Here is a 22,340-nt window from a genome sequence, read left to right on the forward strand (position 1 = left end):
GGCGGTGTGCGTTTAGCGCTGTGGGCGGTAACGGCAATGATTCGGGATGGCGTGAGTTATGCAGCGCGCGGCGGCAATTGCATTCGCCACGGCAAAATGGTGTGATGAATCATCGTGATAGAAACATCCGCTTGCAAAAGGATCGACAGCGTGGCGTTACACTCCTCGGCCTGGTTCAGTTTCAACGGCATTGAATGCTCGCAGGTCAGCGCCCGCGACGCCCTGTTTCCACGTCATCTGCACGACGAGTATGTGATCAGCGCTAACCTGACCGGCGTTGAGCAGATCTGGCTGGCGGGCAAAACCGCCGAGGTGAAGGCCGGGCAGGTCACGCTTTATAATCCGGCCACGCTGCAGGCCTCACGCTTTGATCATCAGGAGGTGAACTTCATCAGCGTGCATCTGCCGCAGACGCTACTGCAAAACCTCGCCACACAGCACAACCTCACCAGCCACCATCAGGCTCCGGCGTTGCGTGAAGGCGTGCTGGATGAACCTCGTCTGTTTAGCGCCTTGTGTGCCTTCGCCGGGGCGAGCCGCGACGATGACCTGGCGGATCAGCAACAGCGGCTGCTGTCGCTGTGTGGCGAACTGCTGCAACCTGAACAGCCCGCCGACCGGGCGGAGCATCGGCTGGTGGTCCTCGTTAAAGAAGCGCTGCTGGCGACGCCTGAGATCAAACCTTCGCTGGACGATCTGGCCAGTCAGGCGGGCGTCAGCAAGTATCATCTGGTGCGCTGTTTTACTCGCCATACCGGTCTGCCACCGCTGCAATATCACATGCAGCTGCGGCTGCATCGCGCCCGTCAGCTGCTGCGCAATCGGGTGCATCCGCTGGAGGCGGCGCTGGAACTCGGCTTTTACGATCAGAGCCATTTCATCAATGCGTTTCGGAAAGTGATGGGCGTGACGCCGCACGACTACGCGCAGCAGACCGGTCAGCGCAGCATAAATTCCCGATAGCCAGAGACGATCACGATAATCGCGAAATAGCTGAAGATGATGGCCGAGGCGATGGCGCAATATTTCAGTAAGCGCTGACCCAGCGCCCGGCCGCCCAGATGCCCGATCAGGCACAGAACGCCGGTCCAGATCACGCCGGCAATAAAAAAACCGCTGAGAAAGGCGACGGAAGTGCCAGTGCTCTGCTGACCGATGCGGGAAATCAGCGCGCCGCCAACGGTGGCAAACCACAAAATCGCACTGGGCGAGGAGATCGCCAGCAGCACGCCACGGGAAAATTCCTGTCGCAGCGGGCGCGGCGGCGCGGCTTTTTCAAAGGCAATCGGCGCGGTGGGTTGCCATGCGGCCATCGCCATTTTCACCGCAAACCACAGCAGCATCGCGCTGCCGCCCAGCCACAGCACCCAGCGTACCGGAGTAAACTGCAGCAGCACCGCCAGGCCGGAGAGCGCCAGCAGAGCATAAAACAGATCGCCGATACAGGTGCCGATCCCCAGCCAGAACCCCTGGAAATAGCCACGCTGCATCGCCAGGGTGATCATCGCGATGTTAGCGATACCGATATCCAGACAGAGCGACAGGCTCAGCAGAAAACCATTCGAAAAGGGCATCATGCTTCACCGCCTGAGAGTAAAGTCACGTAAAGCGTTCGGGTCAGCATCGGAGTTTCCTGTTATCTGTTGGAAGAAAACCCGAGTTCATCACTAACCGGCCAGGGGAATATTGGAAAAAATTGCGCCTGGATTAACGCCGGGCCAGCCACTCAGCCTGTGACAGGGCATAAAGGCGGCTCGGCGGAGCACCGGTGACATCCTGAATCTCACTGACATAGTGCAGGCCGGCTTTCTCCAGCACCTTAATCGACGCCTGATGATGCTGTCTGACCCGCGCCTCAATCGTGCTTAGCCCCAGCACGGTAAACCCATAATCGACCGTGAAGCGGGCAAACTCCGTGGCGTATCCCTGGCCCCAGGCGGCGGTTTCAAAGCGGTACCCCAGATTATTCATCCGGCGCTCATCCAGCAGGTGCAGGCTCAGCCCGCCAAAACCGATCGGGTGATCGGGCTGCGCCTGACGGGCAATCGCCCAGCGGCCGAAGCCGTCATCCTGCCAGCCCTGTAGCCAGTTACGCAGCTCGCTATGGGCCTGCTGGCGATCGCGCATCGGGCCAGCCGGATTAAAGGTGTTGGTGGCGGGATCGCCATAAATCCGAAACAGATCGGCTTCATCTTCTGGCCGCACCGGCCGTAACAGCAATCGTTCACTCTGCAACATTTTCAGCCTCTGTAGGATAGGGTTGCGCACCCGGCGTAACGGGGAGATCGGGATGCTGTGATAAATAACAGTAAACCCTGAGGAGAGAAAGCGATGAATATTCAACACCTGCGTATCGCGCGGCCGGTGGCCGATCTGAACCTAAGCAGCAGGATGTATTGTCACGGACTGGCGCTCAGCCCGATTGGCGCGTTTGAACAGCATCAGGGATTCAGCGGCGTGATGCTGGGTCGGGTCGATTTAAACTGGCATCTGGAATTTACCCGCTGTGATGCGCATCCGCTGACGCCGCAGGTTTCCGACGACGACCTGCTGGTGCTCTATATTCCAGCCAGAGAAGAGTGGCTGACCCACTGTAAGCGGATGGATCAGGCGGGATTCCAGCGGCGGCCAGCTTTCAATCCGTACTGGGATCGGCAGGGAATAACCTTTGTTGATGCCGATGGCTATCGGGTGGTTTTGCAGCACGCCGCCTGGCAACCCTGACTACTCTGGCTGGCGCGTCTCGTGCAGGTGCCGCCACAGCAGCTGTTCACCCTGCAGCGTAAACAGCACGCTAGACCAGCGGACTATGGGCGTCTGGCCTGGCTGGTGGTGATGTTCAGCCGGACTACACCTTTCCGATGCAGGGCATCTATGCCGTCTACCCGGATACCCGTCACGTTCCGGAGAAGGTACGAGGCTTTATCGACTTTTTACGTCAGCGGATCGCCTCAGGCGCTGGACAAGGCGAACAAACGCGGTAAGTCTGTAAGCTGCTTACTTAATTCACCGCTAGCCTTGCCCGGAGAGAACCATGAATCTGCTCTGTCTTCATACTGCGGCCAGTAATATCGCCATTTTCGATGACGCTGCCGCCTCGCTGGGCGTGACTGCGCGTCCGCTTAACCATCTGGTGATGCCGGAATGGCTGGCGGAGGCGGAGCGTAGCGGCGGGATGAGCGTGGAATTACGCGCCCGGATTGCCCGGCTGATTGAGGCTTTGCTGCCGCAGATGGAGGCAATAGTGATGACCTGCTCAACCCTGGCACCGGTCGCCGATGACTTTGCCGTTGCCGGTCAGCCTGGTTGGGTGCTGCGCAGCGATAAAATGCTGGCCGAGGCGCTGCAGCGTTATAAAGGTCCCTCGGTGGCGCTCTGTGCAGCGGAATCGACGCTTGAAGCGACGCGGGCACTGTTTTGCCGGGCTGGCGGCGAGGTTGAAGTCCGGCTGGTGGCCGGTGCCTGGGCCGCCTTCAAAGCCGGGGATAATGCGCGTTATTTTGCTCTGATTGCGGACGCGGCAGAGCAGGCTTATCAACAGGGAGCAGGTCAGGTGGCGCTGGCGCAAAGTTCCATGACGCCGGTGGCGCAGCGGTTTGCTGTCGGCCAGCGACCGCTCACCGCGCCGCATCTGGCCTTGCAGGCCTGCTACGCCCTCAGATAAGGGTGACGCCGTGGGCAGTCAGCGCCTGCTGCAGCGGCTCGCCCGGCGGCGTATCGACCACCAGCGTGCTGGCCAGCGAGAGATCGCCAATTGCAAAGGCGGAGGCGGAGTTGAGCTTCTCCGCTGAGGCCATCACCACAGTTTCCGCTGCCCGGCCAGCGAGCGCGCGTTTTACCGTGGCCTCTTCAAAGTTACCGGTGGTAAAGCCTGCCGCCGGATGCACACCGGTGACACCCATAAAAAACAGGTCGGCATTGATGCGGTTGATCGACTCCAGCATCGCTGCGCCGACCGCCACCACCGAGTGCTTATAGAGCTGGCCGCCGATCAGAATCACTTCGATGCGCGGATGGTCGGCCAGCGTCAGCGCCACGCTGGGGCTGTGGGTCACGGCGGTGAAATCCAGCGTGGCGGGCAGCAGCCGTACCAGTTCCGCGCTGGTGGTCCCGCCATCGATCAGGACGATCTGTCCCGGCTGAATCAGCGCTACCGCTTTCTGCGCAATGGCGCGTTTCGAATCAGTTTGCACGCTTTTGCGTGTTTCAAAACCCGCCAGAGCCGCTGAAACCGGCAGAGCGCCGCCATGAACCCGCTGCAGCAATCCTTCGGCTGCCAGCTCCCGTAAATCCCGGCGAACGGAATCTTCCGAGACGCCAAACCGCTGGCTGAGATCGCCCGACTGCACCTGTTTTTCGCTGGCAAGCAGGGCGAGGATCGCCTGTTTACGTTGTCCCGAGAGCATAGTTATGGTTGCCTGTTTTTTCTTGATATTGCACGATTGTGCATGATAGCTTGACCGCTGTCCACCCATCGAGGAGATCACCATGCAGCAGAGTTCTGACCGAGTGCGCATCATCAGCGAGCAGTTGCTATCCGATAACTGGTACACCCTGAAGAAATACACCTTTTCGCTGTTGCGACGTGATGGGCAGTGGCAGGAGCAGAGCCGGGAAGCCTATGATCGGGGCAACGGTGCGGTGGTCCTGCTGTATAACCGTGAAAAAAAACGGGTCGTGCTGACGCGACAGTTCCGTTTTCCCATCTACCTTAACGGTCACCACGGCTTTCTGATTGAAGCGGCGGCGGGGTTACTGGATAACGCCTCGCCGGAGGCGCGCATTGTCGCCGAAGCCGAAGAGGAGACCGGTTTTCGCGTCACGCGGGTGGAGAAGGTGTTTGAAGCCTTTATGAGCCCCGGATCGGTCACGGAAAAGCTCTATTTCTTTATTGCTGAATATGCCGATCAGCAGCGCAGCGGTGAAGGCGGCGGTATCGCAGAAGAGGGCGAAGATATTGAGGTACTGGAGATGGATTTTGACCAGGCGCTGCAGGCGATTACGGACGGTGAAATCATGGATGCCAAAACCATCATGCTGCTGCAGCATCTGCGGCTGAAGGGTATTCTTTAGTACGCCGTCAGGCTGGCAGGCCGCAGCGACGCGGCCTGCCGATGAGCTTATTCGTCGCGGGTCAGAATGCCTTTAACATCGTGCGGTTCTGAACGCAGATACTGTGGCGGAACCCGGACTTTACCGTCCAGCGCAGCCGCTGCGTGCCACGGCCAGCGTGGATCGTAGAGAATACCGCGCGCCAGCGCCACCAGATCGGCTTCGCCCTGTTGCAGCAGATCTTCCGCCTGCTGGGGCTCAGTAATCAGGCCGACCGCAATCACCGGAATCGAGACCTGCTCACGGATATCGCGGGCAAACGGCACCTGGTAATTCGGGCCGACGCTGATTTTTTGCTTCTCCGACAGGCCACCGCTGGAGACGTGAATATAGGCGCAGTTGCGCGCTTCCAGCTCGCGGGAGAACGCGATCGACTGATTCACTTCCCAGCCGCCCTCTACCCAATCTGTTGCCGAGATGCGCACGCCGACCGGAATTGACGCCGGTACCGCATCACGCACCGCCTGGAACACTTCCAGCGGGAAGCGCATCCGGTTTTCCAGTGAGCCGCCATACTCATCGCTGCGCTGGTTCGACAGCGGTGAGAGGAACTGATGCAGCAGATAGCCGTGTGCGCCGTGTACCTCAATCAGCTCTATGCCCAGTTTCACTGCCCGACGGGCGCTGTCGACAAAGGCTTGTTTAACCCGCTCCAGCGCATCACGATCCATCGCCAGCGGTCTGGCTTCATCTTCGCTGTAGCTCAGCGCTGAAGGCGCGACGGTTTGCCAGCCCTCGGGGGCATCAGGCGCTATCTGTTTGCCGCCTTCCCACGGCACCGCGCATGACGCTTTGCGTCCGGCGTGTCCCAGCTGAATGCCAATCGGAATTGAGGAGTAACGGCGCACATCCTCCAGCACGGATTTCAGCGCCGCTTCATTGTCATCGTTCCACAGCCCTAAATCGCCGGGAGAGATACGGCCGATATCTTCGACGGCGGTGGCTTCAATAATCAACAAGCCGGCACCGGAAAAGGCCAGCTGACCAAGGTGAATACGGTGCCAGGCGGACGCGTTGCCGGAATCGGCTGAATACTGGCACATCGGTGCAATCACAATGCGGTTATCCAGGGTAAGTTCGCCCAGTGAGACAGGTGAAAAAAGTTGGCTCATGTTATCTCCATGGTTTTATGACTAACGTGACAGGGAATAACTATAGCGGGCGATTGGGCGGATCGGGTGCGGCGCAAGGTGACATTTTATGTCAGCGCGCGGGTTGGCGGTGGATTTTTGCCGCGTTGAGTCGGGCCGCAGATGACAGACTAAGCGGTGAGATAAGGCGAATAACCGCAGAGAACCGGCGAACTGCGTCGAACTTTGCGGGCTGACGAGCATACCTGCGCCATGCCGCCATCGACAAACGCCTTGCGGCGTTTTTACAGCAGGGTGAGATGGTGGAAATTTTGCCTGACTGGCGACCAGCGGGTTATCCGTTTCATCTGGTCTATCCTCAGAATCGGCACGTTACGCATCGGTTGCGGGTGTTTATTGACTGGCTCCGCGGCGGGTCGCGGGAGAAGGGCAATCCGGCACGCAGGCGCGCCGGATTCAGTCAGAATCTTAGTTACCGCGATAGGTCGAGTAACCGAATGGGCTCAGCAGCAACGGAATGTGGTAGTGCTCGCCGTTGGCATCCATGTTGAACTCAACCGGGATCTCCGGGAAGAACGTTTTCTGGTTGTTCTTCTTATAGAAGTCACCGGTTTTGAACACGACGCGATAGCTGCCAGCGCTGGCCATTTTATCCTGCGGGAACAGGGCGCTGATGCGACCATTATTGTCGGTGACGCCAGTGGCCAGTTTCACCCAGTTATCCTGCTGTTTCTGATCCAGTTCCACTTCAATGCCGGCGGTTGGCTGGCCGGTTTGCAGGTTCAGGACGTGGACGCTTAACGGATTTTTAGCCGCCACGGGTTGTGCAGCAACAGCAGAAGCAGAAATGCCAGTGGCCAGAAGTACAGTTGCGATCAAAGCATGTGAGGTTTTCATCAATGTTTCCTTTATTGACGGGGTTTATTTGCAGCAATAGTAGGGTGGATAACCGCAAAGCGATATTTTGCGGCGGAAAATGTGAAATTTCTGAGGTGGAGCGGTCAGAAGTTGTGGTCATAAGCGATTTTAGTTACATCATACAATTATTCTTTCAACTAACAATCATCTGGCAAAGTGCGGTTTTCATCCGCCATACAGTAAGAAAAGCGAGCCGGATGGCTTTTTTTTATTTTTTATTGCTCCCTGGAAGGGTGAAAATGGTGGGTAATCGACACAGATGGCGGCAGACTACGCTATAAACGACGAAAAATGATATACAGGGTAAACTTGTCTTTTAAGTAGCTCACTATTTAATAGTTTACAACCAAAGTGCAGCGTGGCATTGTTGCGTCAACCAGATAGCACACTACTTAATAGCAAATTAAAGGAAAGCCATAATGAACATGAAACTGACCGCCAGCGCACTGTTATTAGCCAGCCAGATGAGTACCGCCTTTGCAGCACCCACTGAAAATAGCCCGCAACCGACCGCTGGCGTCGCCGCTTTTCTGACGGCGCTCAACAGCGGAGGCGGCAAGCCGATTGAGCAGCTCTCCGTCAAAGAGGCCCGTGCGGTACTGACCGGGGCACAAAAGGGCGCTGAACTGCCGCCGGCAGAGGTTTCACAAAAAATCATTACGGTACTGGGCAAGCCACTGACGCTGACCATCGTAAAACCTGAGAATGCCAGCGCGACGTTGCCGGTGTTTATGTTCTTCCACGGCGGTGGCTGGGTACTGGGTGATTTCCCGACCCATGAACGTCTGGTCCGTGACATGGTGAATGCCTCCGGCGCGGCAGCCGTATTTGTTAATTATGACCCGTCGCCAGAAGCACATTTCCCGGTGGCGATTACGCAGGCTTATGAAGCTACTAAATGGGTGGCCGAACATGGCGCTGAAATTGGCGTGGACGGTAAACGTCTGGCGCTGGTCGGTAACAGCGTCGGCGGAAATATGGTGGCTGCCGTTGCCTTGCAGGCGAAGCAGTTTAAAACCCCAGCCATTCGTTATGATGTGATGCTGTGGCCGGTTACCGACGCGCGTTTTGATACCGCTTCTTATGATCAGTTTGCCGACGGACATTTCCTGACGAAGAATATGATGAAGTGGTTCTGGGATAACTACACCACATCAGAGAAAGATCGTAATAACATCCTGGCATCGCCGCTGCGTGCAACCACCGGGCAGCTGAAAGGATTGCCGCCAACACTGATTCAGACCGCTGAGCTGGATGTGTTACGTGATGAGGGTGAAGCCTTTGGCCGGAAACTGGATGCGGCAGGCGTGCCGGTTACCGTGACACGCTATAACGGCATGATCCATGATTACGGTTTGCTGAACGCACTGAGCCAGGAACCCACCGTCAGAACGGCCATCAACCAGGCCGGTGAAGCGCTGCGATCGCATCTGAAATAAGGGAGCCGGGCGGTAGTGATGATGCCGCCCGGATTGTCGGCGTGTCAGCGAGCAATAAGAGGAAAGGTATGTTACTCCTTGATTTTGAAAGATAAAACCATTGAGGGATTAACCTGTTCACAACCCTGAAATCATATCGGTAGTTGGTCTGATTAATTATTAGTTTTTATCTTTACCCGTCCTGTGCCGGGTAAAGATAAATTAAACGGCAGACGAGACTTTGTGGGTCGAAAAACTGGAATGGGAAGACGAAAGGGTATAAATTTGAAGCGTCGTCTACTAAAGGCTATCGGGTTTCTTAAAATGTCTCCATCTGACATCAAACAAGCACAACACAAGCGTTATGATGAAAAAGCGGCAGCTGTTGTCCGGGGTGAACTCGGATATAAACCCGCGGAGAAATCGCGCTACAGCAAATCCTGTAAGCTTTCATCTAAGCATGTCGTCAGTTTTCCTGATGCTGCCCGATAATGTAAAATAAACCCTCTTCCAGCAGAGGGTTTTTTATGCCTCATGATCCTGTCATCCCGTCTTTTGAACAAGCCTATATCCTCAATAAGCAGTTGATTGATAAAGCCAGTACTCTATCTTAGCGAGTTAAAACGTAATCCGGAGATAGAAGTCGCCCGAATCAAAGCGATGATGCTTCCCGCCGTGTACTTTTTGCTGGAAAAATTTGATGCTGTTACCGATCCGGATGATGAAACGGAAAGGTGTGCAGTCAGGTTTCGTGAGATGAAAGCTTATGTCGATGAGTTCTTCAGGATATCGATGCTGGAAGCAAGCATACGTGTTCAGGTCGGGCACAACATTAGCCTGCATCTTATTCTGGAACAGCTGGCTGCGATATTTGAAGCGGAACCTGAAAGTTACTATGTGCCGCAGGCTTTCTGGACGAAAGAGTTGCCGATCAAAGCCGCCGCTTTGAAAAATAATGTAGACAGGATAAGACGAGACAGGAAACGTCGTGCTGACGAACAACAGCAAAAAGAGTTACGCAGCAGGTTGAATAGTGAAACGCATAAACAGGGAAGAACGTGAAATCACTGATTGCCGATGCGCCAACGCTGGCTTCATAGTTAAATGATAAAATCGGGAAGAGAGAGGAAAGGGGAAAAGTGAGCGCTGTGGCTAAGCCAGATAAGGACGTGTTAATCTATTATTTAACATAATATACATTATGCGCCCTTAGATAACCCTCCGATTATGATGCCCGGACATCGCTTGATTTTGCTGTTTACTGTGCTTTCAGCATGAATCCGCATTGGTTTCCTCCGTTATCAGAATGGCCGCCTGGCCATACTCATCCGACGCCCATACACCTTTAACGCCTGATTCTCATTCTGCGTTCCCTGCATAAACTGCCTGCCTCCACGACAGCTGTTTTTTTCGCTGTACTGCGCTGCCAAATTTATTCGCTACCGTCTTATTCGCTACAACGTTCTCTTCGACGAACTTCCCGATCAATACGCCTTGTAGCATCATCCTTTGTTTCAACACATCCTGCCGGATTTGCCTTACGACAAACCTTCTTCTGCAACGGCAACTTTGTTCGGCGACCTGCATCATTCATTTCAAACGGCGTGACGTCGTTGCCGGTTGTAGCTGTGCTGCCAGATAATACGCGCTTCGCAGCTCTCTTTCAGCCAGCTCATGCGCACTGTATCGGGCTTTGCCGCTCCTGTGCCGCTGAAAATTATCTATGCCACTGGCGGCGCTCAAAGCCAATGGTCTTACTCGGTTACCAGCCGATCGCCATAAAACGCACGGTCAGACACCCCATTTTTGACAACGCTACGTAAATTCTGCGCCTGCTATGTGGCTCATGGGCCGCAGAATTTATCACAGCGCGCCATTTTATCACTGACTGAAACCTCACCTTATGGTGAATGCTGAAATGCATCCGGCCTGCATGACAACGGCTTTCAGCCAGGTTACAGTTTCCGGCTTCGGCTTTCACTCCCGATGAGGAAACATGAAACGCTTATTTGTTTATGGCACGCTTTGTCCTGGCCGCGAGAATGCGCATCTGCTGGAAAATATTGGCGGCGAATGGCTGGCCGGTTCGGTAACCGGCATTTTCTACCCGCGTGGCTGGGGTGCGGCAGCGGATTTCCCCGGCATTATCCTTGATGATCAGGCGGCACCCGTGCCGGGCTATCTGTTTATCTCCGAGCAACTCGACGCGCATTGGCCGATGCTGGATGAATTTGAAGACGGCTACGATCGGGTTGAGGTCACGGTAAAAACAGAGAAAAATCAGCAGCTAACCGCCTGGATTTACCAGCTGCAGCCGCCCTTATCCGCCTGACAGCTTTACGGATTCGGCACTGTTTTCGTTGCCTGCACCCTGCTCTTTTAGCTCGTTATCGTCGCTGTTCACGTTTGCTTTACAAGGTTTGTGCCGCGTTCAGCGAGCTAACCTTACACACGGAATTACCGCTTCGTTCGGTCTCTCTAACTGATCGACAAAAACAGACAGGCACAATGTCAGATGGATAATTATTAGATATGCCTTATGTATGATGTAACTAAAATAGCACATTTCTAATGACTTCAGCGAGACGCTCTCCTTCCGCCTGAACAATGAGCCGCGCTTCCTGCGTGAGGTTCAGTTGATGGCTAATCGCCTGTGCCAGGCTGCCCGCGCCGACTTCCGCCTGTGGAGTTAACGCAACCCGCTGCGGGCGGCCATCGTCCGGATCTTTGCTGCGATAAACCTGCGGCTGGCTTTCCAGTTCAGCTTCCACCAGCCGTATACTCTGAGGCTTTACGCCACGCAAGCTGACCCGTTCGGATACCGACAGCGCTCCAGGGTTTCGGACCTCGAATGACGCTGCGTGCCTGTCTCCAGACGGACCCGCCGCACACACTGGCGATCACCCTTCTCACTTCCTCGCCAGGCGCCAGGGATTCGGCTGTTCCAACAGCATTTGTGGTTGCGGTGACATCGGGTTATTCGTCCTCGGGTTAGCGGTGCTTTTCGCCGACTTTTATAACACGATCAGCCCGGCCAGCGCTGTTGCGGGAACAGCGAGACACGAATGTTAAACAGGTGAACCAGCGGTGCCACCGCCGCACTCTCCTGCCGCGCGATGGTTTCCAGCCGCAGCAGCAACAGATCCAGCTCCTCCAGCAGATCCGGATGCGGCAGCAGCTGAAGCGACTTCATTTTACGCTTCAGATAGAGTCCCAGTTCGTGAAACATCTGGCCGCTGTCGAGACGGTGTGCCTCTAATACCTCACGATAGCGGGCATAATAGTCATAACAGTTGGCGCCGAGCCAGGTTTCGCTAATCAGATAGCCACCCACCACAATGTCCGGTACCGGATCGAGCCGTTTACGCGGCAGAATTATGTTCACCCGGTCCAGCATCCGGGCAATAAACTGTTGCCGCGATAGCAGCGTGGCCGAATTACGTTCAACTTTTTTAATAAAACTCAGCAGGTCACGTAGTCCGCGCAGCACCGCGCGTCGGGCAATCCACGAGGGCCGCTTGTTACGGATCAGCGCCGTCAGCACCACCGCAAACATAATGCCCACCATCGACGAGATAGCTGCATTCAGGGTGACGATCAGATCCGGCACGTAGTGATGACTCAGCCCGATAAAGCCCGGTATCTGGATCGCCACGCTCAGTCCAATCAGGTTAGTGGCCGGATTAGCGATTACCAGGCTCAGCAGCATCAGCCCCGGCAGCAGACAGATCATCAATGCCTGCAGCGTGTTGGCCTGCGGGATCAGAAAGGCGATATAAAACAGGCTGACCACCAGCGCAATCACCACCCCTTTAACGAACAGTTTCATCGGCGTCACCGGTGAATCCACGCTGGCAAAAAACGAGCTGATAATCGCGGCCATCAGCGGCGCATTCGCCCCATCCGCCCAGCCGCTACCAATCCAGAACAGGCTGGAGAGAAAGGTCGCCAGAAAGGCCGTCAGCACCGACAGGATCAGCAGTCCATTATCAATATGACGATGCTCGCGGATATTCCTGATCGCCGCCCCATCGCCATGGCTGTAAAGATCGCCGGCGCGGGCGCTGACGTTCTGATAAGCATCCGCAATACGAACAAAGTTCGCCAGCCGCTCCAGTAAGCCAATCAGCAGCAGGCTCTCTTCGGTCGCCAGGTTTCCCGCCTGCCAGTCACGTTCCAGCGTCGCCTGTCCTTCTGCGATGGCGTTACGCAGCCCTTCAATATCGTTGACCCGATCGTGATTAAGCCACAGCAGAAATTGCTGGAACACCGAAGTGACGCAGAGCGGAAAGCGGATATTCAGTTCCGCCAGCACCCCGAGCCGCGATTCGATCGCCGTCAGCGTCGGCAGCAGATAGGTCAGATGCTGATACTGTACGCTGACCAGACGGATAACATTACGCGCCGCCTCTCCTTCATACACGCAGTGTGTCAGCAGCGTTTCGACATTCAGCGGATAGCCCGCCATCTGGATCAGAATATCCTCGCGCTCCAGAGACTTATTCTTCGCCATGCCGCTGACCAGTTCATCACACAATTTACGCGCATTCTGAAACCAGTGGTCGACGCTCTGCCCGAGCAAATGGTGCATCGATACCGGAAAAACCAGCCGGTGAACCAGGGTGCTGCACAGGATGCCAAGGGTGATCTCCTCAATACGGGAAATCACCGTATTCACGATAGCCGACGGCGTGTTTACCTCCGGGAAGCCCATGATCGCCGCGCTGTAACCGGCCAGCATAAAGACGTAGCTTTTCGGCGTGCGGTCATGCAGCGACAGATAAAGGCAAAAGGTCACCCACAGCGAGACGCACAGGCTGAACAGCAGCGGCGACTGCACCGTTTCCGGGTAGATCAACAGGATAAAGACGCCGCCGAGCACGGTTCCCATCAGACGAAACAGCGATTTCGAGACGGTCGAGGCGGCATAAAGCTGAGAGGTGACAAATACGGTGGTCAGCGCCCAGGCTGGTTTTTCAAAGTTAAGAATCAGAGCAACAGATAACGCGATAAACGCGGCCAGGGAGGTTTTGCAGGCAAACAAAACCGCGTTTTTGGTAAACCATTTCATCGAATGAGAGGACCGAAATACTTCTGTGGCGCGTATCCTGACAGAAGCGCGCGGCTTTTACTCTCAGTTAAATTATACAAATTATTACCGGCCTTCCCTGGCCGGTTCAGGCTGCGGCTGACCGGGCCGGCAGCACCAGATTCGACTCAGCGACGGGTCAGCGCCAGACGAATCCCAAGGCCGATAAAAGTGGCTCCGACCAGCCGATCCAGCACTTTCTGTAACCTCTTATTGTTCGCCACCGCGCCTGCGGCCCCGCCCGCCAGCAGCGCAAACATCACGTCGGTCATCAGGCCGACCAGCGCATAGGTCATCCCCAGCAACAGGAAGGCACTGGCGTGATGCTCACTTCCAGCCACCACAAACTGCGGGAAGAAGGCGATAAAAAACAACAGCACTTTGGGATTGGTGATTGAGGTGATGAAACCGCGCAGCAGCAGTAAGCGGGTGCCCGGCTGCGCGCGCGGCGGCGTGATCTCCGCTGCTGCGGATGTCATAAAGGTTGACCCAATCATTCTGGCCCCCAGGTAGATCAGGTAGGCCGCACCGAGATACTTGATCAGCGTGAACAGCAGCGGCGAGGCAGCAATCAGCGCAGTCAGCCCCAGCGCACTGGCCACGGCATGGGTACAACTGCCCAGTGCAACCCCGGCGGCTGACAGGATACCGGAACATCGTCCCCTGGCGACGCTTTGTCCCACTACATAGGCCAGATCGGGTCCTGGCGTAATACAGAGCAGTAAAATGGAGGCAACAAATAGCGGGAAATGCACAATATCGGACATTACGGCTCCTGACCTTTATCCGGGGTTAACAGGCTATTAACTTAACAGCCGACCACGTTTTTTTAAACCCCGTCGCTGATCGGTTGCCGCACCAGCGCGCGGTGCTGATCCAGCAAAAACGGCCGCAGATAACCCACCGTGTTAGAGAGTAAAATCACCTCATCGGAGAGCTTCAGCCGCAATACCTCACTCAGGTAAGTTTTGCGTTGCATCATCCGTTGCCAGACCGCCGGAAATTCAGCCGCCAGTTGAGCACGCAGTGCCGCGTCCGCCAGACCAACGGTATCCTCAATACTGCAGCCGCCGTAACCGGCCACCGAAGGAATGATATCGATCTGCAGCAACATGCCGCTCTTCAGGGGAATGGCTGAACCGGGCGAAACCGGTGAACTGAGCCACTCTTCGTCAGCCACCAGATGCCCCGGATTAAGGTGCCAGCCATACTGCGCTTTGGGGAGTACCGCCTCGATTAACCCATAGAGTTCGCCACCGGTGATGCCGATGCGTAACTGCTCCAGCCAGCTGACCACCGCATGATAATAGGGGATCGCCAGCCGGGTCAGCCAGTCTGCAACGTGACAGGGTAACTCTGAAGCCTGGCTGACCACATAGGCGGCGCGGCTGGTCAGCCCGCCTTTGTAGCCGACGGTTAACGACAGCTTATCCCCCGTCGCAATCTGTTTATCCGATGGATAAAGCTGCGCGTTTGCAAAGCGATCGCCGGTAGCCGCAATGGTCATCACGCTGTGAGGCTGGCCATCGCGGTTAAGCAGCGCGCCAATGCGTTTCTCGCTGATGCCTGGCGCTACGCTATCCAGTGCCGTTAGCATGGCAGTGGAAGCCCGATTCGCTCCCGCTTCGTAAAAGGCCACCTCATCGGCGCTGTTAATGCAGCGCGCGCCCTCATCGGGTGAGATAAATAACCCGGTCGCGTTCACCAGATGTGCCATGCCGCCCGCCGCTTCAGCCGCTGCCGCACAGATAAAGTGTGGTAAATCGAACATCGCTGGCTGCTGGCTGCTAAACAACTTCCAGCCCACCAGCCCGGTACGCCTGTCGGGCACAATTCCCGCCTGGCTCAGCAAACGGGAGAGCGACGGTTCACCGCTCATCGGCTGATTGGGCAGCGAAAACAGCGCCGCGTGCAGACAGCGGCCCGGATTACGGGCAAACGGCACCAGTTTGAGGTTTTCGTTGCCCATGATGTAGGCCAGTTCGCCCTGCTGATTAACCACCAGCAGCGCCTCTTCGAAGCGCGGAATAAAGCCCGCCAGATACTCAAAGTTGCTGCCGTGCTCTTTATCGGCATAGATGATCAGCTGCGCAATCTGATGCTGTTTCATGCGCTGAACTATCGCCGCCAGCCGGCGATGCAGGGTTTCATCCGCCATGACGTGGCTTACCGCGTCAGGAAAGGTCGGCGGTGGCGCAATGTCTTCCAGAGCGTAACGATCAGTGTGCATAACAGAATCAGTGTGCATAACAGGCTCCAGGCTAACGGGAAAAAGAATCAGTTTATGGGGTTCCGGACCGCCCTGTTGCCGCCGCGATCAATCTTTCTGCCGTAACCGCTCCAGCATAATCAGCGAGTGGCTGAAGATGGCATCGGCGATATGTTGCGGAAATCCTGCGGGCAGCGCATCCCGCACCGCGATCACCGCTGGCGGAAAAGCCCGGATAAAGAAGTCAAAAATCTGTTGCAGGCTGCCGCTATCAAAATTGACGCTTTTTGCCGTAGCGAAAAAGTGACGCGGGAATATCTTATCGATCTCGGTTTTCTTACCCTTGCTGGCCCGCAGCCCCATCGCCAGCTTCAGCGCGCGCTTATTCAGGCCGGTGCCGCCCAGCACCGGATAGGCGGAAATCACGTCGTAAAAGGGCGTCAGCCGGTAGCTGCCGCCGCGCTCAATAAACAGCGAGAAGTTCTTTGCGTGACCATCCGTTGCCCCTATCAGCCACTGAAACACCTGGAACATCATGAAGTGATAACGATCCTCTATCGCATTACTCGATCCCATCAGCAACTGCATGATCTCCGCGATGCCCGGCCCGCCGTCCGATTCATATTTGGTGGAAGATGGCAGCCCCAGCGCCTGACAGAAATCCTCCTGCGGCAGCCGTATCAGCCGGGTTCTGTCGCGTGACCAGCGGCGATCGAAGCGCTCCACCGCCAGCGCCCGCATCGCGCCAGCACGGATAATGGAGGCCTGCGGAACGTTAAGCCCCAGCGCTCTGGCCAGCGCCAGGCAGAGATACTCATTTTCTACGCTTTCGCGCATATCCAGCGTCGCCGCCGGCTGCTTAATTTCGCCAATTGGCAGTTTGATTATGTGCGACGTCGGCGTGGCCCCGGCAGGAATACTCCAGCCCTGCTCAGTGTGCAGCAGGGCGGTTTTCTCCTGCGCGCCCGCTACCGAAATCCGGAAGTCGGTCTCTTCGCGCAGCATCCCAAGCGGAATGTCGGACTGATAGGCTGACAGCACACTCTCCAGTCGTGCCTCATCCAGCAGCTCGTAACGCACCTGTAACGGCGGCAGCGGCATCTCCGGCGGCAACAGCATGGTCGCACCGACGCTGTCACGTCCCACTTCCTGCAACAGGTCAAACGGCTGACGGGATTTTATCTGGTAGCGCGCCACAATCCGGTCACGAATCAACGGGCTATCCGGCAGCAGGTTATCGAAAAAGTTAATTACCGCGTGGGAGGTGATGACCGGAACCTGCAGCGGCATTGAGAGCGACAGCGGCCTGGCGAGCGGATTGCTCAGCCACGCTTTATCGTACTGAAATTCGTGCGCGCCATTGCGCTGACGCGTCAGCACCCCAACCCGCTCGCCGTTCATCCACGCAATCAGCTTCTGCATTACCAGTCATCCTCGTCACTGAGCGCCGGTGGTGCGGCGACCGTTTTCTCCTGCACCTCCAGGCTCAGCTCCAGCGACTGTAACAGCTTAAACAGCGTCGCCAGCGAGGTGTTGTCCGGCGCATTTTCAAAATGCGAAATGGTCGCCTGTTTCAGACCCACCTTTTTGGCCAGCTCGCTCTGGGTCCAGCCATTACGCTGACGGATAAGTTTCAGCCGGTTAGCCAGCTGCAGCGGACTGTATATCATCGTGTCTGTTCCTCCGAAGTCGGCAGACGATCAGCATAGCGCATTCCGATTATCCCCGAAAGAGGATAATTAGCTCATTATCCCCAATAAGGGATAATTATCATTTTATACCCATCAGGGGATAAGTGATTTATTATCCTCTGTTGCGGATATGCACCCCAGTGAAGTAGCACGACAGGAGGAAAATCATGACACTAAGCGCGACTTTTACCGTGACGCAGCAGCCAGAGGACAAAGACCGGGAGGCGTTATTCGCCGGGCTCGGCAGTTTCAACCGGCAGTTTATCGGCAGTGAAAACCACGGACCGCTGGCGGTATTTGATCATGACGCGGACGGTAAGTTGCGCGGCGGCGTAATGGCCTCGCGCAAGGGGAACTGGCTCTGTATCGATTATCTGTGGGTGGACGATACGCTGCGCGGCACCGGTCTGGGCAGTGCTTTACTGCGGGCAGCAGAACAGCAGGCGATAACTTACGGATGTCAGCAGGCGCTGGTGGATACCTTCAGTTTTCAGGCGCTGCCGTTTTATCTGAAACAGGGTTATCAGCAGCAGATCTCCCTGCCCGACTTTCCGCAAACCGGTATGCAGCGCCACTACCTGACCAAAACGCTGAAGGGATAAAGATCACGACGCTGAGGTGGCTGTACCGACCTGAGCGTCGTGACAGGGTCACAAGCCGGCGATGCGACGCAAATCCGCTTCAGCACCGGGAGCCACCGCCAGCACCTGTGCCCCTTTGGTGATGCGATCGCCGTCGGTGTTGAACGGATGCACCCAACCGCCCGCCTCTTTCACCAGACAGTAACCGGCCAGACAATCCCAGGCGTGCATATAAGGTTCGTAGTAGCCCACTACCCGACCAGCCGCCACCCATGCCAGCATCAGGGCGCCTGAGCCGATGCGGATGAAGTTACCGCCCGCTGTCAGCAAGGCCGCCACAATCTCCCCAACCTGCTGTGGGCTGACGTAGCTGTTGGCACCAAAGCCCGTGACGTGATTCTGTAGGGTGCGTGCCGGATCAACCTGCAACCGACGGCCATTGAGCGTTGCGCCCTCGCCCAGCGCCGCCACATAGCATTCATTAAAGGTCGGAGCATAAATCACCCCGATAATCGGCACGTCGTCCCGCAGCACGGCAACCGATACACACCAGTTTGGCATCCCATTAAGGAACGGGCTGGTGCCATCGATCGGATCGACTACCCAGGTATAGGCGCTCCGGCCCGCCTGCAGGCCCGTTTCCTCACCGAGAAAGCCATCCTCCGGGAATGCCTCTCGGATGGCGGCGGCGATCATCTGCTCTACGTCGCGATCGGCAATCGATACCACATCCTGCAGATCATATTTGGTTTCCACCACCAGCGTGTCGCGGCGGGAAAAGTAGGATAACGCTGTGGCACCGCCCGCGCGGGCGACCGTCTCAGCCAGCGCCAGACGCGACATCATTTCATCGTGCAGTTCCATTGTGACTCCTTGCGGTTAAGCAGATTAGCGGGCAATCAGGGCCAGCCCTTGCGGCTTAAAATTAACGCCAACCCGGGCGGCAAGCGGCAGGCGCTGCTCCATGTGAGGATCGATGATAAACAGCGACCCCAGCTCGGTGGTGACTTCATATTCGATATGGTCGCCCAGCCAGGTGCTGTGAATTACTTCCCCCTGTAGCGCGCCCTGCCCGTCGCCGGACAGCGTGATAAACTGCGGCCGAACCGCCAGCTGACCGCTGCCGATGGTGGCTCCGGCATCGCGCAGCCGGAAACGCTGATTGCCGACCCGAACCAGCGCCTCACCGGCTTCCGCCTGCTCAATGTCGCACGGCAGAATATTGGCTTCGCCCATAAAGTCAGCGATAAACACCGAGTTGGGCGAATGGTAAAGGGTTTCCGGCGCGCCCTGCTGAGCAATATCGCCCTCTTTCATGACAATAATTTTATCGGAGACCGCCAGCGCCTCTTCCTGATCGTGCGTCACATAGACCGCGGTAAAACCCAGCCGCTGCTGCAGATCGCGAATATCCGTCCGCACCCGACGCCGTAAACGCTCATCCAGATTCGACAGCGGCTCATCCAGCAGCAGCACCTGCGGTTCCAGCACCAGCGCGCGGGCCACCGCAATACGCTGCTGTTGTCCGCCGGAAAGTTCAGACGGCAGACGCTGCCCCTGACTTTCCAGCCCGACCAGCTTCAACCCTTCCCGCGCCCGATCCTGCGCCTCCCGCTTGTTCATTCCCGACGACTGCAGCCCGTAGAGGATATTGTCGAGCGCGTTCATATGAGGAAACAGCGCGTAGGACTGAAACACCATCGCCACGTCGCGTTCATTGGCCGGCAACTGGGTGACATCTTTACCGCCGATCAGAATACGGCCCGAGGTGGGATGCTCCAGCCCGGCCAGCAGCCGCAGCGTGGTGGTTTTGCCACAGCCGGACGGCCCCAGCAGCGTCACCAGCGTGCCTGGCTCCACAGTTAATGAAAGATCCGGCAGTGCCGTAAAGCCATCAAAGCGTTTCGCGACATGTTCAAAAACGACCGATCCAGCATGGATGGGGGTCATACGGCTCTCTCCTGAGTCAGAGTGGGAACAGGTGCGGCAACGGCCGCAGATTGACTGGCACGGCGCAGGCGGCGTTCACCCACCAGCAGCTGAAACAGCCCGATAATGGCTAACATCACCACGATCAGTACCGACGAGTAGGCAATGGCGACACCATACTCGCCATTCTCCACCAGCCCGACAATGTAAGAGGTCGCCATGTTGTATTGCGCGCTGACCAGAAAAATCACCGCACTGATCGAGGTAATGGCGCGCACAAAGGCATAAACCAGCGCCGCGCTGATCGCCGGTTTGAGCAGCGGCAGCACCACTTTACGTAAGGTCCGGAAACTGTTGGCACCCAGCGTCAGGGAGGCTTCATCCAGGCTTTTATCGAGCTGGCTCATCGCCGCAATGCCGCCCCGCACTCCGACCGGCATGTTACGGAACACAAAGCAGGCGATCAGGATCATCGCGGTGCCGGTGATCTCCAGCGGCGGCAGGTTATAGGCCATCACATAGCTCACACCGATGACGGTGCCCGGAATGGCAAAGCTCAGCATCAGCATGAACTCAAAGGTCTGCCGCCCGGCGAATTTCTGCCGCACAATCAGCCAGGCAGTCAGCAGCCCCACCACCGCGGTAAGCGGCGCAGCAATCAGGGCGATCTCCAGCGTGGTCCAGAAAGAGTTCCAGGCGACGCCGCTCCAGACCAGTTGCCCCTGATTCAGGCTGACGCTGAAGGCGCGGATATAGTGATCCAGCGTCAGCGCGTTATTCAGTCCCCACGACTGCACGAAGCCGCCAATCATGATCATGCCGTAAATCACCAGCGTGAACAGGCCCCACGGGATCACCATGCCATAGACGCTGTAGCGCACCGGGCGCGGCAGCAGCACATGACGGCCGCCGTCGCCTTTGCCGGTCACGGTGGCGAAACTTTTCCCCGACAGCCAGACGCGCTGCAGCAGAAACGCCGTCAGGGTGAAGCCCAGCAGGATCATCGCCAGCACTGCGGCACGGCTCGGATCGTTCTGCGCCCCAACCACCGAGAAGAAGATTTCGGTCGACAGCACGCCGTGACTGCCGCCCAGCACCATCGGGTTGCCAAAATCCGCCATGCTTTCGATAAAGCTGATCAGAAAGGCGTTGGCCAGTCCGGGCGCCATCAGCGGCAGAGAGATGCGGGAAAAGGTGCGCCAGCGGCTGGCACGCAGGGTCTGAGACGCCTCTTCCAGCGACGGGCTGACCCCTTCAACCACGCCAATCAGCACCAGAAACGCAATCGGGGTAAAGGACAACACCTGAGCAAGCCAGATCCCGGTGAGGCCATACAGCCAGCGGCCAGGCTCAACGCCAAACAGCGTCGCCAGCGAGGTGGTGACCACGCCGGAACGACCAAACAGCAGGATCAGCGCCAGCCCGATGACGAACGGCGGCGTAATGATCGGCAGAATAGTCAGCATCCGCAGCGCTTTTTTACACGGCAGCGAGGTCCGGGTCGCCGCCAGCGCAAACGCCAGCCCCAGTAATGTGGAGCCGCTGGCGGTCATCAGCGCCAGGCCCAGCGTGCGCCACGCCGTGCCGCAGGTGCCGCCGGTCACACAGGCGACGCTCCAGATAGCCGGGTCCTGCAGATTGGCGATCAGCCCGTCAGGCTTAAAGCTGCCATCAATATCCTGCACCGAGGCGACAAACAGGCTGAGGACCGGATAGAGCACAAAGGTGGTTACCAGCGCCACCAGCAGCACAATCGCCGCCACCACAAAGGCATCACCTTTCAGCACGCCGCGTTCGGCCAGCGCAAAGGAAAAAATCAGCAGAAACACCGTCAGCAGCAGTAGCGCGCCCGCACCCATCGCCGGCTGCCCCTGTTCCAGCGGGCCAGCGAGGTTCTCCAGCCACAGCCAGTTCCAGCCGCTAAACCCGATAGCATGGCCTTCCACTACCAGGAACAGAATGCCGCAGACGCTGAACAGCAACAGTAAGCCGCTGCGGCTGCGCCCCGGTGGCAGAAATACGCAGGCAGCAGCAAGCAGCCACAGCGCCACGGCAATAGCCAGCCAGCCATGCTGCATCAGTTGCCACAGCGCCGGCGCGCTGTTCTCATCACGCCACAGCGACACCAGCCAGTGTCCCGAGAAAAAGCCCTGCTCCAGGCTGTACCAGGGCAACAGCATCAGGGCAGTCGCACCGGCCATTAACGCGCCGGTTAAGCGACGATTGTGCGCATTCATGAATCACCTCGATCTGATGCGGACACCAGGCTTGCGCCACCGCGGTTCTGCAGGTATCCGGCTTC

The 22,340-nt window shown here is 57.1% G+C and carries 22 protein-coding genes and 1 pseudogene; 9 read left to right on the forward strand and 14 right to left on the reverse strand.

Translation table 11 applies throughout. The features are described 5' to 3' along the window. The first annotated feature begins 150 nt into the window (after nucleotides 1–150). Nucleotides 151–963: an AraC family transcriptional regulator gene (locus WFK59_RS05405; RefSeq protein WP_336755224.1), complete on the forward strand. Its 813-nt coding sequence runs from the start codon at nucleotides 151–153 to the stop codon at nucleotides 961–963. On the opposite strand, the gene WFK59_RS05410 is transcribed toward WFK59_RS05405, so the two are convergent. Beyond that, nucleotides 939–1,577 (reverse strand): LysE family translocator, encoded by a 639-nt coding sequence (locus WFK59_RS05410; RefSeq protein WP_336755225.1) that lies wholly within the window; start codon nucleotides 1,575–1,577, stop codon nucleotides 939–941. The two genes, WFK59_RS05405 and WFK59_RS05410, sit on opposite strands and share 25 nt — an antisense overlap. 130 nt (nucleotides 1,578–1,707) lie before the next feature. Next, nucleotides 1,708–2,238 (reverse strand): GNAT family N-acetyltransferase, encoded by a 531-nt coding sequence (locus WFK59_RS05415; protein ID WP_336755226.1) that lies wholly within the window; start codon nucleotides 2,236–2,238, stop codon nucleotides 1,708–1,710. A 93-nt stretch (nucleotides 2,239–2,331) separates the two neighbouring features. Here WFK59_RS05415 and WFK59_RS05420 point away from each other — a divergent pair, with 93 nt between their 5' ends. Together WFK59_RS05420 and WFK59_RS05425 are read left to right on the forward strand one after the other, a co-directional pair. Further along, nucleotides 2,332–2,724 (forward strand): VOC family protein, encoded by a 393-nt coding sequence (locus tag WFK59_RS05420; protein WP_336755227.1) that lies wholly within the window; start codon nucleotides 2,332–2,334, stop codon nucleotides 2,722–2,724. 310 nt (nucleotides 2,725–3,034) lie between these two features. Beyond that, nucleotides 3,035–3,664: a glutamate racemase gene (locus tag WFK59_RS05425; protein WP_442956298.1), complete on the forward strand. Its 630-nt coding sequence runs from the start codon at nucleotides 3,035–3,037 to the stop codon at nucleotides 3,662–3,664. Here the strand turns inward: WFK59_RS05425 and WFK59_RS05430 are convergent. Beyond that, on the reverse strand, nucleotides 3,657–4,406 hold the full coding sequence (locus WFK59_RS05430; protein ID WP_336755228.1) for a DeoR/GlpR family DNA-binding transcription regulator: 750 nt from the start codon (nucleotides 4,404–4,406) through the stop codon (nucleotides 3,657–3,659). The two genes, WFK59_RS05425 and WFK59_RS05430, sit on opposite strands and share 8 nt — an antisense overlap. A gap of 82 nt (nucleotides 4,407–4,488) precedes the next feature. Here WFK59_RS05430 and WFK59_RS05435 point away from each other — a divergent pair, with 82 nt between their 5' ends. Further along, on the forward strand, nucleotides 4,489–5,073 hold the full coding sequence (locus WFK59_RS05435) for an NUDIX domain-containing protein (protein WP_233984297.1): 585 nt from the start codon (nucleotides 4,489–4,491) through the stop codon (nucleotides 5,071–5,073). Between the two features lie 47 nt (nucleotides 5,074–5,120). Here WFK59_RS05435 and WFK59_RS05440 read toward each other — a convergent pair whose 3' ends face one another. Then, nucleotides 5,121–6,224 carry an NADH:flavin oxidoreductase/NADH oxidase gene (locus WFK59_RS05440; RefSeq protein WP_336755229.1) on the reverse strand — a complete coding sequence of 368 codons (1,104 nt, stop codon included), beginning with the start codon at nucleotides 6,222–6,224 and terminating at the stop codon, nucleotides 5,121–5,123. A gap of 254 nt (nucleotides 6,225–6,478) precedes the next feature. Between WFK59_RS05440 and WFK59_RS05445 the strand changes: the two are divergent. Beyond that, a pseudogene (locus WFK59_RS05445) lies at nucleotides 6,479–6,610 on the forward strand (LysR family transcriptional regulator); the annotation flags it as partial. 61 nt (nucleotides 6,611–6,671) lie between these two features. Here the strand turns inward: WFK59_RS05445 and uraH are convergent. Next, nucleotides 6,672–7,100: a hydroxyisourate hydrolase gene (uraH, locus tag WFK59_RS05450; RefSeq protein ID WP_336755230.1), complete on the reverse strand. Its 429-nt coding sequence runs from the start codon at nucleotides 7,098–7,100 to the stop codon at nucleotides 6,672–6,674. A gap of 440 nt (nucleotides 7,101–7,540) precedes the next feature. Between uraH and WFK59_RS05455 the strand changes: the two genes are divergently transcribed. The 3 genes from WFK59_RS05455 to WFK59_RS05465 all read left to right on the forward strand — a co-directional run bounded on the left by WFK59_RS05455 (nucleotide 7,541) and on the right by WFK59_RS05465 (nucleotide 10,871). Then, nucleotides 7,541–8,560 carry an alpha/beta hydrolase gene (locus tag WFK59_RS05455; RefSeq protein ID WP_233984294.1) on the forward strand — a complete coding sequence of 340 codons (1,020 nt, stop codon included), beginning with the start codon at nucleotides 7,541–7,543 and terminating at the stop codon, nucleotides 8,558–8,560. 567 nt (nucleotides 8,561–9,127) lie between these two features. After that, nucleotides 9,128–9,601, forward strand: a complete 474-nt coding sequence (locus tag WFK59_RS05460; protein WP_336755231.1) for a hypothetical protein — start codon at nucleotides 9,128–9,130, stop codon at nucleotides 9,599–9,601. 934 nt (nucleotides 9,602–10,535) lie between these two features. After that, nucleotides 10,536–10,871, forward strand: a complete 336-nt coding sequence (locus WFK59_RS05465; RefSeq protein WP_336755232.1) for a gamma-glutamylcyclotransferase family protein — start codon at nucleotides 10,536–10,538, stop codon at nucleotides 10,869–10,871. A gap of 220 nt (nucleotides 10,872–11,091) precedes the next feature. On the opposite strand, the gene WFK59_RS05470 is transcribed toward WFK59_RS05465, so the two are convergent. The 6 genes from WFK59_RS05470 to hipB form a co-directional block, all read right to left on the reverse strand. Further along, complete coding sequence (locus WFK59_RS05470; RefSeq protein ID WP_336755233.1) at nucleotides 11,092–11,343, reverse strand: hypothetical protein; 252 nt, start codon at nucleotides 11,341–11,343, stop codon at nucleotides 11,092–11,094. A 221-nt stretch (nucleotides 11,344–11,564) separates the two neighbouring features. Continuing rightward, the gene (locus WFK59_RS05475; protein ID WP_336755234.1) at nucleotides 11,565–13,610 is read right to left on the reverse strand and encodes an FUSC family protein; all 2,046 of its coding nucleotides are present in this window, start codon (nucleotides 13,608–13,610) and stop codon (nucleotides 11,565–11,567) included. Between the two features lie 146 nt (nucleotides 13,611–13,756). Continuing rightward, nucleotides 13,757–14,395: a LysE family translocator gene (locus WFK59_RS05480; RefSeq protein WP_233984288.1), complete on the reverse strand. Its 639-nt coding sequence runs from the start codon at nucleotides 14,393–14,395 to the stop codon at nucleotides 13,757–13,759. A 62-nt stretch (nucleotides 14,396–14,457) separates the two neighbouring features. Continuing rightward, complete coding sequence (locus WFK59_RS05485; protein WP_336755538.1) at nucleotides 14,458–15,858, reverse strand: M24 family metallopeptidase; 1,401 nt, start codon at nucleotides 15,856–15,858, stop codon at nucleotides 14,458–14,460. A gap of 87 nt (nucleotides 15,859–15,945) precedes the next feature. Next, nucleotides 15,946–17,259, reverse strand: coding sequence for a type II toxin-antitoxin system HipA family toxin (locus WFK59_RS05490; RefSeq protein WP_233984287.1), 1,314 nt, complete (start codon nucleotides 17,257–17,259; stop codon nucleotides 15,946–15,948). After that, complete coding sequence (hipB, locus tag WFK59_RS05495) at nucleotides 17,259–17,507, reverse strand: type II toxin-antitoxin system antitoxin HipB (protein WP_336755235.1); 249 nt, start codon at nucleotides 17,505–17,507, stop codon at nucleotides 17,259–17,261. Before hipB ends, WFK59_RS05490 begins: the two co-directional genes overlap by 1 nt. A 188-nt stretch (nucleotides 17,508–17,695) precedes the next feature. On the opposite strand from hipB, the gene WFK59_RS05500 reads away from it, so the two are divergent. Beyond that, complete coding sequence (locus tag WFK59_RS05500) at nucleotides 17,696–18,130, forward strand: GNAT family N-acetyltransferase (protein WP_336755236.1); 435 nt, start codon at nucleotides 17,696–17,698, stop codon at nucleotides 18,128–18,130. A gap of 48 nt (nucleotides 18,131–18,178) precedes the next feature. Here WFK59_RS05500 and WFK59_RS05505 read toward each other — a convergent pair whose 3' ends face one another. Genes WFK59_RS05505 through WFK59_RS05515 form a run of 3 tightly spaced genes read right to left on the reverse strand, consistent with a single transcriptional unit; the run spans nucleotide 18,179 to nucleotide 22,275 of the window. Beyond that, nucleotides 18,179–18,973 (reverse strand): inositol monophosphatase family protein, encoded by a 795-nt coding sequence (locus WFK59_RS05505; RefSeq protein ID WP_233984284.1) that lies wholly within the window; start codon nucleotides 18,971–18,973, stop codon nucleotides 18,179–18,181. Between the two features lie 24 nt (nucleotides 18,974–18,997). Beyond that, complete coding sequence (locus WFK59_RS05510; RefSeq protein WP_233984283.1) at nucleotides 18,998–20,059, reverse strand: ABC transporter ATP-binding protein; 1,062 nt, start codon at nucleotides 20,057–20,059, stop codon at nucleotides 18,998–19,000. Continuing rightward, nucleotides 20,056–22,275, reverse strand: a complete 2,220-nt coding sequence (locus tag WFK59_RS05515) for an ABC transporter permease (protein ID WP_336755237.1) — start codon at nucleotides 22,273–22,275, stop codon at nucleotides 20,056–20,058. The genes WFK59_RS05510 and WFK59_RS05515 overlap by 4 nt, the downstream gene beginning before the upstream one ends. Between the last annotated feature and the right edge of the window lie 65 nt (nucleotides 22,276–22,340).

The organism is Pantoea sp. USHLN298 (genome assembly GCF_037149395.1).
Lineage (GTDB): Bacteria > Pseudomonadota > Gammaproteobacteria > Enterobacterales > Enterobacteriaceae > Pantoea > Pantoea astica.